The 13,555-nt window shown below is 66.8% G+C and carries 14 protein-coding genes; 9 read left to right on the top strand and 5 right to left on the bottom strand.

The features are described 5' to 3' along the window. Positions 1–44: 44 nt before the first annotated feature. From AAW51_RS09670 to AAW51_RS09660, 3 genes are read left to right on the top strand one after another with little or no spacing between them, the layout of a single operon-like run. Complete coding sequence (locus tag AAW51_RS09670) at positions 45–722, top strand: response regulator (RefSeq protein ID WP_047194446.1); 678 nt, start codon at positions 45–47, stop codon at positions 720–722. Between the two features lie 14 nt (positions 723–736). After that, on the top strand, positions 737–2,152 hold the full coding sequence (locus AAW51_RS09665; RefSeq protein WP_047194445.1) for a sensor histidine kinase: 1,416 nt from the start codon (positions 737–739) through the stop codon (positions 2,150–2,152). 5 nt (positions 2,153–2,157) lie between these two features. Continuing rightward, on the top strand, positions 2,158–2,568 hold the full coding sequence (locus AAW51_RS09660; protein ID WP_047194444.1) for an RNA-binding S4 domain-containing protein: 411 nt from the start codon (positions 2,158–2,160) through the stop codon (positions 2,566–2,568). A gap of 337 nt (positions 2,569–2,905) precedes the next feature. Here AAW51_RS09660 and AAW51_RS09655 read toward each other — a convergent pair whose 3' ends face one another. Beyond that, the gene (locus AAW51_RS09655) at positions 2,906–4,138 is read right to left on the bottom strand and encodes a DUF5666 domain-containing protein (protein ID WP_047194443.1); all 1,233 of its coding nucleotides are present in this window, start codon (positions 4,136–4,138) and stop codon (positions 2,906–2,908) included. Positions 4,139–4,148: 10 nt separating this feature from the next. Continuing rightward, entirely contained in the window at positions 4,149–5,030 is an 882-nt protein-coding gene (locus AAW51_RS09650; protein WP_053013457.1) for a DUF6502 family protein, read from the bottom strand. Between the two features lie 310 nt (positions 5,031–5,340). Here AAW51_RS09650 and grpE point away from each other — a divergent pair, with 310 nt between their 5' ends. The 4 genes from grpE (at position 5,341) to dnaJ (ending at position 9,704) form a co-directional block, all read left to right on the top strand. After that, positions 5,341–5,862, top strand: coding sequence for a nucleotide exchange factor GrpE (grpE, locus tag AAW51_RS09645; protein WP_238947809.1), 522 nt, complete (start codon positions 5,341–5,343; stop codon positions 5,860–5,862). Between the two features lie 10 nt (positions 5,863–5,872). Next, on the top strand, positions 5,873–6,301 hold the full coding sequence (locus tag AAW51_RS09640; protein ID WP_238947808.1) for a thioredoxin family protein: 429 nt from the start codon (positions 5,873–5,875) through the stop codon (positions 6,299–6,301). A gap of 62 nt (positions 6,302–6,363) precedes the next feature. Then, a complete protein-coding gene (dnaK, locus tag AAW51_RS09635) occupies positions 6,364–8,334 on the top strand; it encodes a molecular chaperone DnaK (protein WP_047194441.1) in 1,971 nt (656 codons plus the stop codon). A 212-nt stretch (positions 8,335–8,546) separates the two neighbouring features. Further along, on the top strand, positions 8,547–9,704 hold the full coding sequence (dnaJ, locus tag AAW51_RS09630; protein ID WP_047194440.1) for a molecular chaperone DnaJ: 1,158 nt from the start codon (positions 8,547–8,549) through the stop codon (positions 9,702–9,704). 223 nt (positions 9,705–9,927) lie between these two features. Here dnaJ and AAW51_RS09625 read toward each other — a convergent pair whose 3' ends face one another. Next, positions 9,928–10,314: an MAPEG family protein gene (locus tag AAW51_RS09625; RefSeq protein ID WP_047194439.1), complete on the bottom strand. Its 387-nt coding sequence runs from the start codon at positions 10,312–10,314 to the stop codon at positions 9,928–9,930. 536 nt (positions 10,315–10,850) lie between these two features. Here AAW51_RS09625 and AAW51_RS09620 point away from each other — a divergent pair. Beyond that, positions 10,851–11,228 (top strand): hypothetical protein, encoded by a 378-nt coding sequence (locus AAW51_RS09620; protein ID WP_047194438.1) that lies wholly within the window; start codon positions 10,851–10,853, stop codon positions 11,226–11,228. A 199-nt stretch (positions 11,229–11,427) separates the two neighbouring features. On the opposite strand, the gene AAW51_RS09615 is transcribed toward AAW51_RS09620, so the two are convergent. Beyond that, positions 11,428–12,519 (bottom strand): PA0069 family radical SAM protein, encoded by a 1,092-nt coding sequence (locus AAW51_RS09615; RefSeq protein ID WP_047194437.1) that lies wholly within the window; start codon positions 12,517–12,519, stop codon positions 11,428–11,430. A 138-nt stretch (positions 12,520–12,657) separates the two neighbouring features. On the opposite strand from AAW51_RS09615, the gene AAW51_RS09610 reads away from it, so the two are divergent. After that, positions 12,658–12,903 carry a YdeI/OmpD-associated family protein gene (locus tag AAW51_RS09610; RefSeq protein WP_047194436.1) on the top strand — a complete coding sequence of 82 codons (246 nt, stop codon included), beginning with the start codon at positions 12,658–12,660 and terminating at the stop codon, positions 12,901–12,903. A gap of 94 nt (positions 12,904–12,997) precedes the next feature. Here the strand turns inward: AAW51_RS09610 and AAW51_RS09605 are convergent, their stop codons facing one another. Next, complete coding sequence (locus tag AAW51_RS09605; protein WP_157359741.1) at positions 12,998–13,435, bottom strand: hypothetical protein; 438 nt, start codon at positions 13,433–13,435, stop codon at positions 12,998–13,000. Between the last annotated feature and the right edge of the window lie 120 nt (positions 13,436–13,555).

Here is a 13,555-nt window from a genome sequence, read left to right as displayed (position 1 = left end):
GAAGTGCCGAGGCAGGCCCCCGCGCTTCGTTGCACACTCAGGGGATGAAACTGCTGCTGGTCGAAGACGACGATTCGATGGCCCGGGCCTTGCACCTGGCCCTGGAGCGGCGCGGCTTCGACGTGGAGGTGTGCGGCAACGGCACCGACGCCTTGCAGCGGCTGCGCCATGCCCCACCCGACCTGACGCTGCTGGACCTCACCATCCCCGGCATGGACGGCCTGGCGGTGCTGCAGAAGGCGCGCGCGCAAGGGGTCACCGCACCCATCCTCGTGCTCACCGCCCGCGGTGCCGTGGGCGACCGAATCCAGGGGCTCAACGCGGGCGCCGACGACTACCTCGCCAAACCCTTCGACCTCGACGAACTGGAGGCACGCGTGCGGGCCCTGTTGCGCCGCGCGCACGGCGACGCTGACATGGCGCTGCAGTGCGGCCGGCTGCGGCTCGAGCGCGACTCCGGCGCGTTCTACCTCGGCAACGAGGTGCTCGACCTGACGCCGCGCGAGCAGGCCTTGCTGAAGGCCTTGATTGCCAAGCCGGGGCACGCAGTGCCCAAGGAGCGGCTGTTTCGGCTGGTGTTCCCGATGGAGTCGGCGATCCAGTTCGAGGCCATCGAGGTGGTGGCCTACCGCTTGCGCAAGAAGCTCGCCGGCTCCGGCGTGTCGCTGGTGACCTTGCGGGGGCTCGGCTACCTGCTCAAGGCCGAGCCGGCGTCTCACTGATCGCGGAGCTGATCTTGCGCGCACCGCACTCGCTGCGCCGCTACCTGCTCGCGTGGATCATCGCGCCGATCGCGCTGTTCGTCGTGGTCGACACCGTCACGCTCTACCGCAGCGCGCTGGCCTCGATCAACCTGGCCTACGACCGTTCGCTGCTCGCGTCGGCCCGCTCGATCGGCGAGCTGCTGCAGCTGCAACACGGCCGGCTGGTGGTGGAGGTGCCCTATGCAGCGCTGGAGATCTTCGAAGCCTCCAACAACGCGCGCATGTACTACCGCATCAACGGTTTCGACGGGCAATTCCTGTCGGGGTACGAGGACCTGCCGGTGTACCGCGGCCGCATCCCCCAGCAGACCGCCTACCCGGCGCTGGTGGACTTCTACGACGTGCAGTTCCGCGGCGAGACGGTGCGCATGGCCGCGCTCTACCAGCCGGTGGCCTCGCGCGATGCACGCGGGATGGCGCTGGTGCAAGTGGCCGAAACACTCGAGGTGCGCGAGAAGCTGGCGCGCGAGATCCTGGTCGACACCCTGTGGCGCCAGGCGCTGCTGATCGCGGTGGTGGCGGGCGTCGCCTCGCTGGTCGTCACGCGCGCGCTGCGGCCCGTGCAGTCGCTGCGCCGGCAGCTGCTGTCTCGGAATGCGGCCGATTTGTCGCCGCTGGTCGCCGCTGACACCCCGCGCGAGCTGCAGCCCGTGGTCACCGCGCTGAACGACCTGATGCAACGCCTGCAGCGCCTGGTCGGCCACCAGCTGCGCTTCGTGCGCGACGCCTCCCACCAGCTGCGCACCCCGCTCGCCGTGCTCAAGGCGCAGGTGCAAAACGGCCTGCGCGGCGACGTGCCCCCGGTCCAGACGCTGCAAGCGATGAGCGAGACGGTCGACCGGGCGGTGGCCCTGGCCAACCAGATGCTCGCGCTGGCCAAGGTGGAGCAGGTGCACGGGCAGGCGCAGACCGAGGTGCTCGACCTGGCCGAGGTGGTGCGCGACGTCGCGCTCGACCTGTCGCCGCTGATCGCCGACCGGCAGCTGGACTTCGAGCTCGACGCGCACGCGGCCCCGGTGCGCGGCCACCACTGGATGTTGCAGGAGCTGACCCGCAACCTGCTGCACAACGCCATCCGCGAAACGCCGCCCGGCGGCCTGCTGCAGGTGGTCGTCGCCTCTCACGCAGCGCGCGCACGACTGCTGGTGCGCGACAGCGGGCCCGGCATCGGCAGCGCGCAGCGCGAGCACTTGTTCGAGCCGTTCCACACCAGCCACCCCAACAGCGGCAGCGGGCTGGGCCTGACGATCTGCCGCGAGATCTGCCAGTCGCTGGGCGCCCAGCTGACGCTGGACAACCGCAGCGAGCAAGGCCGCTGCGCGGGTTTGGACGCCGTGGTGGTCTTCCCCACGCCGTCGCCACCGGCGCCGCCGGGCGCGCGACAATAGCGGCCATGGAAGGTGTTCGTCTCGACAAGTGGCTGTGGGCCGCGCGCTTCTTCAAAACCCGGTCGCTCGCCACCGACGAGATCGACAAAGGGCGGGTGCAGGTCAACCAGCTGGCGGCCAAACCTTCGCGCGAGGTGCGCGTGGGCGACACGGTGAGCCTGCGCCAGGGTCAGGTGCAGCGCACCGTCGTCGTGCGCGGGCTGAGCGATGTCCGCGGGCCCGCGCCGGTCGCACAACAGCTCTATGAAGAAACGCCGGAAAGCGTGAAGGCACGCGAAGAGTTCGCCAAGAACCGGCGTTTCCTGGCCGACCCCTCGCAGAGCATCGACCAGGGCCGTCCGACCAAACGCGACCGGCGCCAGCTGGCCGACTGGAACCGCTGGAGCGCCAGCGTGGATGACGAGCCGGGCTCCTAGTGTCCTGTCTCAGAAATACGTGGCATTTCGATTCGGTCAGATGGTGATGATCGCGGGTGCGCCATCTGGCCGAACCCCTGCGGGGCGGGCCGAAACGGGGCGATCGCCGCGTTGCGAAGCCGGGCAGATACCACCCGGTATCTGCCCGGCTTCGCGCCTTGCGCTCATCCCCGTTTCGGCCCGTCGAAATGCCACGTATTTCTGAGACAGGACACTAGCGGCGGACCCACTGCCCGGCTCGGACGGGCTCGGGTCGCATCGGCCGGCCCTTGAAGCGACAACGGGCGCTTTCGCGCCCGTTGTCTGCGTCATGCAGCGGGATGACGCGCGAGCAGGGTCAGTCGGTGCATTCGATCCGGGTCGCCCACACGACCGATCCGCGGCCACGCCCCCCGTCCCGCAGTTCACCTTCGATTTCGACCTCCAGCCCGTTGCCGAGCGAGCGCAGACCACACTCCTCGAGGCGACGCACGCCGCTGGCATCGACCTCGGTGCGGCGCACCTTGAACGAGTCGACGCCGGTGAAATCGGTGATTTCACCCTTCAACAGGACACCGCGCGGCTCGTCACCGGTCGGCTTGCGGTTGATGTGCAGCTGCGTGGCGTTCAGGCTGCCGTCACGGCTGTACACACCCTCGGCCCGAAGGTAGGCACCCTCGAACAGCTCCACATCGGCCGGGGTCACCTTGGCGTTGTCGTACCGCACCGTCAACCCGCCCAGCCGGAAACGCTTTTCGTCCTCGTCCAGATCCGTGACGCTACCGCCGATGCGGGCAGAACCGCCCTCTTCAACCTCGATGACCAGCGTGCGCACCGCCGTGGCGGTCAGGCGGCCATTGACGGGGAGCTGCGTCGCCCACACCACCACGCGATCCCCCTCGGACGGGCTCTTGCCCCCCGGCAGCCGCCGAGCCTGTGCAGCGTTGACGCGCAGACCGCCGAGTTCGAAGCTGAGCTCGCCGATCGTGCGCAGTTCCGACACCACCCCTGCCACGCGCAGCGACGCGGGTGCGCTCGCCAGCCGCTCAATGCGGGTGGCCTGCACGTCGAACCGGCCGGCGGCGCTGTTCCAGCGCGGCACACCGTGCACTTCGACCGGGTCGCCCGGTTCCAGGCCGGAGAGGCCCGACACGCCGGCAAACACCGTCACCGGCCCCAGATCTGCATCGTTGTTGCTGTGCACCGTCTGGCCCATCACCTCGAACGACGTGGCCGAAACGGACGCCACCGGGCCCACCACCGCGGCGTCGAGCCGGATGGCCCGCGCCTCCAGGCGGCCTTTGTCGTCCTCGAACTCCAGCTGCGCGAACTGGCCCAGTTGGGCGTCCACGGGCTCCAGTGTGCCGGGCTGGCGCTCCACCATCGAGCGAACATCGTCGTCGAAATACTCGGTTCCGTCGACGATCACGCTGGCAAAACCGGTGATCGTGCCCTCGCTGTAGCTCATGGCCTCGCCTGTGCCGCCGGACCCGACGCCACCGCCGCCACCACCGCACGAGACCATGGTCAGGCCCATCAGGAGGGCCGCCGCGAGGCAAGACAGACGCCGCTGATACATCTTCATCGTCATGTGGTTCCGTTCAACCCTGCGGCCCACGCTCATCGCGCACCGGCTCGCTGTAGTAATACACACCGAATCGCATTCGGTGGCTCTCCGTGACCTCGCGGTCGGTGTCGCAACGCGACTGGGCTTCGACGACCATACGCTGGAACGCCTGGCCCCACAGTTCGCGCGCCAGCTGCCCCAATTCGCCCACCGAACCCACGCTCAGGCCGTCGGCGTAGACGCTCTGCTCCAGCAGACGCGGCTGGGGGGTGGTGAGGTTCTGAACGGCGGCGGCGATGTGGTCGGCGGCATTTTCACCGAGCAGCGCGGCCAGTTCTTCATAGTCGGCGGCCGGAACGAACGCGGCGGTGAGCAACTCCACGACGTCACCGTCGAACTTCACCAGGCCCAGCCGTGCCAGTTCATCGAGCAGCGTGCGCGGGTGCACGTCTGACGACACCTCGCGCGCCAGCGCTTCGAACGACCCCTGCTCGCCGAGCCGGGGCAGACGTTTGGGGGTGCCGTCGTCTTCGCGGTACCGCACGTCGGTGACCCAGCGCGTGAACACCTGGGAAACCAGCGACAGCGGCTTGGCGCGCCGCTCGCGCGCAGCGTTGCCGGTCAGCGCCCGCACGTCCTTGCGGTGCACGCCGGACAACACACTCAGTGCCGAATCGGTCGCCTTGCGCCCGCTGCCTTCGATTTCCTCGCGCGCGACCTGCAAGAACACCGACTTCAGCGCCGTCGCGAACGCGCCGTACTGAACGCCGTTGCGAATCAGCCAGCGGGCCACCGGCGCCATCAGCACCATGCTGGCGCGCAATGCCACCTCGGCGTGCCGGTCGCTGGGAGCCACCGTGGTCGCCGGTCCGGTCGGCGGCAATGCCGCGTTGTCAGTGCCTATGGACTTGTGCATGCCTGTTGTTGTTGATCGAGCCCGTCAGGGCAAACCCGCATTTTCGCCGCTTATCGGCCTAACAGTGTGCCTGTTGCACTCGGTACCGCCGGACGGCTGATGTGACCATCTGAACGGCGATTTTTTCCCATGGAGCGGTCAGGAGGCCAGTTGGCGGCACAATGCCGACCGTCGCGCCCGAGGCGGCGCAGTGCACCAGATGCACGAGGATGCCGACGCCGGCCCCTTGAATCCCGGGGGAACGGCCTCATGTCCTGCGCTTTGGTGGGAACGTGCCATGACAGAACCTCAAAAACCTCAAGCAGATCAAATGTTCAACTCCACCCCCCAAGGGGACGCCGCTACCGCCGCCGCTGCCAGCGGCTCCAACGGGCTCTCGCCGGAACAACGGCTGGCCGAACTCGAAGCCAAGCACGCGGAGGTGGCTGACGCCTACCTGCGCGCCAAGGCCGAGACCGAGAACACCCGCCGCCGAGCCGAAGAAGAAGTGTCGAAGGCTCGAAAGTACGCGGTGGAAAGTTTTGCCGAGAGCCTGCTGCCGGTGAAGGACAGTCTAGAGGCGGCACTGGCCGTCCAGGCCGCGACGCAAGAGCAGCTCCGTGAAGGGGTTCACGCTACGCTACGTCAACTTTCACAGGCTCTCGAGCGCAGCAAGGTGTTGGAGATCAGCCCGAAGGCGGGCGAGAAGTTCGATCCGCACCAGCATCAGGCGATCAGCGTGGTGCCGGCCGACCAGGAAGCCAACACGGTGGTCGCGGTGCTGCAAAAGGGTTACCTGATCGCCGACCGCGTGCTGCGGCCGGCCCTGGTGACCGTCTCCGCGCCGAAGTGACCCCTCGGCCGTGCCGCTCGCGCCCTGTTCCGCCGCCTCGCACGCCGTGACCCACGAGGGGTCGGGCGACGCCCTGTTTGCGCGCTTGCAGATGCAGCCGGTCGCCGCCGCCGGCTTCGACGCGGCGCTGGCGGCGGCGGGCGACGCGCTGGTGGCGGTCTACTTTTGGGGCGACCACTGCTTCAACTGCGAACGGTTCAAGCAAGCGGCCGAGCCGAAGGCGGCGGAATTGAGCGCATTGCGGCTGCACTGGCTGCAAGCCAACGTGTACACCGACACCGAGCTGGGGCGCCGCTTCAGCCTGCACGGCGTGCCGAGCTTCTATTTCTTCCATCGTGGCAAGAAGCTGGGGCGCATCACCAGCTGGCCGGGCCTGCCGGCGTTCACGAAAGCGGTCGAGGACCTGTATATGCGCATCGGCGCAGCCGCAGGCCCTTGAAAAGAGCCGCTGTTATCCATAAGTACGCGACAACCGAAATTCAGAGTTCAAGGAGTCACAACATGGCAAAGATCATCGGTATTGACCTCGGCACCACCAATTCCTGCGTGGCCATCATGGAGGGCAACACCGCCAAGGTGATCGAGAACAGCGAAGGTGCGCGCACCACGCCGTCGATCATCGCCTATCAGGAAGACGGCGAGATCCTGGTCGGCGCCTCCGCCAAGCGCCAGGCTGTCACCAACCCGAGAAACACCCTCTACGCGGTGAAACGCCTGATCGGCCGCAAATTCACCGAGAAGGAAGTCCAGAAGGACATCGACCTGATGCCCTACGAGATCGTCGCCGCCGACAACGGCGACGCGTGGGTGGGCGTGCGCGGCAAGAAGATGGCGCCGCCGCAGGTCAGCGCCGAAGTGCTGCGCAAGATGAAGAAGACCGCCGAGGACTACCTCGGCGAGCCGGTGACCGAAGCCGTGATCACCGTGCCGGCCTACTTCAACGACAGCCAGCGCCAGGCCACCAAGGACGCCGGCCGTATCGCCGGCCTCGAAGTCAAGCGCATCATCAACGAGCCGACCGCGGCCGCGCTGGCGTTCGGCCTCGACAAGACCGACAAGGGCGACCGCAAGATCGCGGTGTATGACCTCGGCGGCGGCACCTTCGACATCTCGATCATCGAGATCGCGGACGTCGACGGTGAAAAGCAGTTCGAAGTGCTGTCGACCAACGGCGACACCTTCCTGGGTGGCGAAGACTTCGACCAGCGCATCATCGACTACATCATCGCCGAGTTCAAGAAAGAGCAAGGCGTCGACCTGAGCAAGGACGTGCTGGCGCTGCAGCGCCTGAAGGAAGCCGCCGAGAAGGCCAAGATCGAGCTGTCCAACAGCTCGCAGACCGACATCAACCTGCCCTACATCACGGCAGACGCGTCGGGTCCGAAGCACCTGAACATCAAGCTGACCCGCGCCAAGCTCGAAGCGCTGGTGGAAGAGCTGATCGCCCGCACCATCGAGCCCTGCCGCATCGCCATCAAGGACGCCGGCGTCAAGGTCAGCGAGATCGACGATGTGATCCTGGTCGGCGGCATGACGCGCATGCCCAAGGTGCAGGAGAAGGTCAAGGAGTTCTTCGGCAAGGAGCCGCGCAAGGACGTCAACCCCGACGAGGCGGTGGCCGTCGGTGCCGCCATCCAAGGCCAGGTGCTGGGCGGTGAGCGCAAGGACGTGCTGCTGCTCGACGTCACCCCGCTGTCGCTGGGCATCGAGACCCTGGGCGGCGTGATGACGAAGATGATCACCAAGAACACGACCATCCCGACCAAGTTCTCGCAGACCTTCTCGACCGCCGACGACAACCAGCCGGCCGTGACGATCAAGGTGTTCCAGGGCGAGCGCGAGATGGCCTCGGGCAACAAGATGCTGGGCGAGTTCAACCTCGAAGGCATTCCGCCGGCGCCGCGCGGCGTGCCCCAGATCGAGGTGACCTTCGACATCGACGCCAACGGCATCCTGCACGTAAGCGCCAAGGACAAGGGCACCGGCAAGGAGAACAAGATCACCATCAAGGCGAACTCGGGCCTGTCCGAGGACGAGATCCAGAAGATGGTGAAAGACGCCGAGCTGAACGCCGCCGAAGACAAGAAGAAGCTCGAGCTGGTGCAGGCCAAGAACCAGGGCGACGCCTTGGTCCACAGCGTGCGCAAGTCGCTGAGCGAGTACGGCGACAAGCTCGACGCCGGCGAGAAGGAGAAGATCGAGGCTGCGATCAAGGACGTCGAGGAAGCGCTCAAGGGCGACGACAAGGCGACCATCGAAGCCAAGACCGAAGCCCTGACCACCGCCAGCCAGAAGCTGGGCGAGAAGATGTACGCCGACATGCAGGCCCAGGGTGCGGCTGCGGGGGCGGCACCGGGCGCCGAGGCGGGTCCTGGTGCGAGCGCCAGCGCCAGCGCCAGTGCCAGCAGCGGCAAGCCGGCTGACGACAACGTGGTCGACGCCGAGTTCACGGAAGTGAAAGACAAGAAGTAAGCCCGGGCGTACCGCCCGCCCGCGAACGCAAGAGACCGGCGTCCCCCCGCCTCTCTTGCGTTTGCGTTTGCGTCCGTCAGAAGAAAAGCGCTGCGACCTGATGATGAGCGACACCGTCCACGTGCACTTCGGCTGCATCGCCGAGCCGGGCCGGCCGCCGGTGGCCGCTTGAAGACAGCCAGCAGACATACCGATTTCGGACAGAGAAGACCATGGCAAAGCGTGACTACTACGAAGTCCTGGGCGTGGCGAAGAACGCCTCCGAGGACGACATCAAGAAGGCCTACCGCAAGCTGGCGATGAAGTACCACCCTGACCGCAATCAGGGTGAGAAAGCCAAGGAGGCGGAGGAGAAGTTCAAGGAAGCCAAAGAGGCTTACGAGATGCTCTCCGACGCGAAGAAGCGCGCGGCATATGACCAGTACGGTCACGCCGGGGTCGACCCCAACATGGGGGCCGGCGGCTTCCGCGGCGGCCCGGAAGGCTTCGGCGGTTTCGCCGAGGCGTTCGGCGACATCTTCGGCGACATCTTCGGTGGCCAGGGTGGTGGTGCTGGCGGTCGGCGCGGCGCTGGCGGGGCCCAGGTGTACCGTGGCAGCGACCTGTCGTACGCGATGGAGATCACGCTCGAGGAGGCGGCCAACGGCAAGGAAGCGCAGATCCGCATCCCCAGTTGGGAAGAATGCGAGACCTGCCACGGCAGCGGTGCCAAGCCCGGCACCAGCGCCAAGACCTGCCCGACCTGCGCCGGCTCCGGCACCGTCCACCTGCGCCAGGGCTTTTTCAGCATCCAGCAGACCTGCCCGCACTGCCACGGCAGCGGCAAGATCATTCCCGACCCCTGCGTCACCTGCAGCGGCCAGGGCAAGCTGAAGAAGACCAAGACGCTGGAGGTGAAGATCCCCGCCGGCATCGACGAGGGCATGCGCATCCGCTCGGCCGGCAACGGCGAGCCGGGCACCAACGGCGGCCCCCCGGGCGACCTCTACATCGAGATCCGCCTGAAGAAGCACGACATCTTCGAGCGCGACGGCGACGACCTGCACTGCACGGTGCCGATCGGCATGGTGACCGCAGCGCTGGGCGGCAGCATCGAGGTGCCGACGCTGGGCGGAGCGGCCGAGATCGACCTGCCCGAGGGCACCCAGCACGGCAAGACCTTCCGGCTGCGCGGCAAGGGCATCAAGGGTGTGCGTTCAGCCTACCCCGGCGACCTGTACTGCCACATGGCGGTCGAGACGCCGGTGAAGCTGACCGAACACCAGCGCAAGCTGTTGAAGGAACTGGACGAGTCCTTCAAGAAGGGCGGCGACCGCCACTCGCCCAATGCGAAGAGCTGGACTGATCGGGTCAAGGACTTGTTCAAGTAAGCCGGCGCGCGATGCACAAGGCCACCCTCGGGTGGCCTTTTTCGTTGCTGCTGCCCTCTCTGGCGACAACACCGACCCGACTCGTCGTCCATGTGGCGTCCGGCACCCCTCTTATTTGGCCCCCACGACACTCATGCGGGCCGGCTGCGCGTCGGTCACGGCGAGCATCGAAGCCGGTCGTCGAACCGGCCGCGCGCGCACCGCCGCGCACCGAACCGGGCGCTCACGCCAGCAGCAATTGCAGCGCCAGCACGCTTTCGGCCAGCAGGACACCGAAGGTCCCGACCGTGCCGAGAAAACGCCATGGATTGGGCGCCGGACGCGGCAGGCCGTACGCGTGCAGCAGTCGAGCCGCCACCAGCAGTGCTCCCAGCACCACCAGGGCGGTGTGCGCGGCACCGGCCAGTTCGAGCAAGCCCAGCATCAACAAGGCGAGCGGCACGTACTCGGCGAAGTTGGCGTGGGTGCGGATGCGCATGGTCAGCACGTCGCTCACGGGCCCCGTGACCGCAAAGCGGGAGGCCCGGCGTGCGGACACCACTCGCAGCGACAGCACCAGATAAAACAGCACACAGACGACAGCCGTCGCCAAGGTCACGGTCAATTTCACGCCAGTTCCCCTCGATTGCAGGGGCAAGGATATCCGCCCCGAAGGCGCCCCTATGTCGCGGCGCACCAGGCCGGTCGCTCACCACGCCCAACTGCTGTCTGACGCTTCAACAGGTCCTTACGTGGCAGGCATGCCAATTCACGTCGTCCCCTTCGGTGTGTCGGCCGCCGCATGTCATCGATCGACGACTCGAGTGCACGGCCAGACAGCGCAGGGTAAAAGCATCAATCCGCATGGCGCGGCAACCGCTCGCCGAACTCGAGCCGCTGAGCGCCTTGGCGAGGCGCAGACGAGCACCGCGACGGAAGCCGCCAGCACCGCTGGCGTGTGGCCGCCCGTGCAAGCGGTGGCCTCGGGCGGCCAGTCCGCCGCAGCTGAAACAGCAGTCCGTGTACACCGCGTGACGCGGCTTACGTCGCCCTTCAATTCTTCATATATGACAGGGGGCACGTTCCGATAATCCGCCGCTCCTGACGGGCGCCTTCAGGCGTCCGCCTTCCGCTGCTGCTGCAGCACCTCACCAGGAGATCGGGAACATGCGCAAGACTTCTTTCTGCCTCGCGGCTGTTTTGTCGATGGTCGTGTCCACCTTCGCCCACGCACAAGGGACAAGTGGATGCGAGATCCAGTACAACCGCACCGCCTGCCCGGGCAAGGAGACCGAGAGCTATGCCAAATGCGACGGCAAGAAGACCTGCGTCAAGCCGGCGGCAGCGGCGTCGGAGCAAGCTTGCCGCGAGGCCGCGCTGAAGGCCTGCGCCAACGACCGGCTCGACGTCACGGCCAGCAAAGAGATCAAGGCCACTTATCAAGGCAAGCCGATCAAGTCGGCGAGCGGGCAAAACGACTTCTGTGCGGACTATGCGAACCGCAAGACCGAGTTCAACCAGTGCGCGACCGCGAAGGCCAAGTAGGCATCAGACCGCTAGCAGCCCGCCCGGCCAAAGCGGGCGGCTGCAGACAACAGCCCGTAAGGGGGCGCGCTCGGCAACCCCTGACCCGCCCCCCTCTCACGCTGCGCAGCCAGCGCCGCTGAAACGGCCCTCTTTCAGCGCCTTCATCCGCGGGCCGACCCCACTTCAGGGACCGGCCCCTCACCCGGCAGCCCTTCCATCAGAACAGGCTGCCCTGCCCGCCCCGCTGCGGCGGCCGAAACGCCGACACATCCAGCGCCTTGACGTGGCGCGTCAGGCCACAGCGCTGTACCGCCTTGTCGATACGTTGCGCAATCAAGCCGGCCCACAAGCCCGAGCCTTTCATGCGGGCCTTGAAATCGGCCTTGTAGTCCTGGCCGCCGTGCAGGTCGCGCACACGCGCCATCACCCGCTCGGCACGGTCCGGGAAGTGCTGCGCCAGCCACTGCTGGAACAGCGGATTGACCTCCCAGGGCAGCCGCAGCACGGTGTAGTGGATCGACCCCGCACCCGCCTCGGCGGCAGCCTCCACGAGGCGTTCGATCTCGGGTTCGTTGACGAAGGGAATGATGGGCGCGATGTTGACGCCGACCGGAACGCCCGCGCTCGACAACACCTTGACCGTCTGCAGCCTTCTGGCCGGTGCCGCAGCACGCGGTTCGAGGATGCGCATCAGCTGCGCGTCCAGGCTGGTCACGCTGATCGACACCCACGCCCGCCCGGCGTGGGCTGCGGGCACGATGAGGTCGAGGTCGCGCTCGACACCCGAGGATTTGGAAATGATCGTGAAGGGGTGGGCGCAGCGCGTCAGCACCTCGAGCACGCTGCGTGTCAGGCGCAGCTTGCGCTCCACCGGCTGGTAGCCATCGGTGGCCGAGCCGATGTTGATCGGTGACGGCCGGTAGCTGGGCCGTGCCAGCTCTGCTTCGAGGCGCTCGGCCACGTTGACCTTCGCGACGATCTTGGTTTCGAAGTCGAGCCCTGGCGAGAGATTCAGGTAGCTGTGCGTGGGCCGCGCATAGCAATAGATGCAGCCATGCTCGCAGCCCCGGTAGGGATTGATCGACAGCTCGAAAGGGATGTCGGGCGAGTCATTCGCGGTGAGCACCGACTTGACCCGCTCTTCGATCACTGAGGTGGCGGGCGGCAGCGGCGCGAGATCGGCGAGTTGATCGAGCGTGCCCCAACCATCGTCGAAACCATCGCGCTCGGCCTTCTCGAAGCGGTGCGCGATCCGAACAGGCGTGCCTCTGCCCTTGAGGGCGGCGGGCGGAGGTCGGTCGGACACCATTTGGGGGGATAGCAAAGCTGTATTTCCATCCAGTATATTGGCCCGACGAAGAGCTGCCAAGACAGCTCCATTTCTTCCTCGCGCCGGTCCCCCCCTCCCTTCCGGCTTGCACAACACACCTGAAAGGAGCTCGCAACGATGAGTTCACCGCCCTCGCGGCTGAAACGTGCGCTGCACCCGATGCCCGGGTTTGTGAAGCAGGCACTGGAGCAACGAGGCCTGATGAAGGCCTACGAAGAACGCCCGCCCTACCAGCGCAACGATTACATCGGCTGGATCACACGGGCCAAGACCGACGCCACGCAGTTGAAGCGACTCGAGCAGATGCTCGACGAGCTGGCCGACGGCAACCGCTACATGAAGATGTTGTGGCGACGGCGATGAGGCGGGCCGCCACCGCCGCGCCTGGCTATGCGGGCAGGCCCGTACCGTCCTGGCCGGCCCTGCCTGTCGCGACCGGCCTGACTGCCGCCAGACGCTATCGCTGCGGATGGCCCGCGGGTTGCGATCCGCCGCCGCGCCCGCGCTCCAAGCGCGCGTAGGCGACGGCGTCGCTGCAGCGTTCGTAGCGAAACGGTCCGAACCGATAGAGACCGTGCTCGTAGCTGATGTCGAACTCCGACATCAGCTGGCGCTGCGCCTCGTCGGGGGGCTGCACGTCTTCGGGGGCCGGCATCGCGTCGGCCTCCTCGTCCTTGTCAGGTGGCACCAGGCGCCGCAAGCGCGCGTAGTTCACGGCATCCGCAAGGTGGTCATACCGGTATCGGTCGTACTGATAGTGCCGGCCGTTGTAGACGATCGAGAACTCGGCCATCAGACGCTCGCGCTCCGACGGCGATGCCGCGCTTCCCGTGGGGAGACCCTCGGGCGCAGGCACGGACGGCGACTCGGGAGACAGGGATGTTGGGGTGTTCATGATGTGCTCTCATCAAGAATGTGTTCTGTCATGGAACGCAGGATGGTCCTCCGTCGGCTAGCACCAGCGAGCCGCCACGACCAGACGTGACCAGCGAAGCTCGCCGGCTGCGCCATCCTT

The organism is Caldimonas brevitalea, from assembly GCF_001017435.1.
GTDB classification, from domain to species: Bacteria; Pseudomonadota; Gammaproteobacteria; order Burkholderiales; family Burkholderiaceae_C; genus Caldimonas; species Caldimonas brevitalea.
This window is presented reverse-complemented; position numbering and strand designations above follow the sequence as displayed.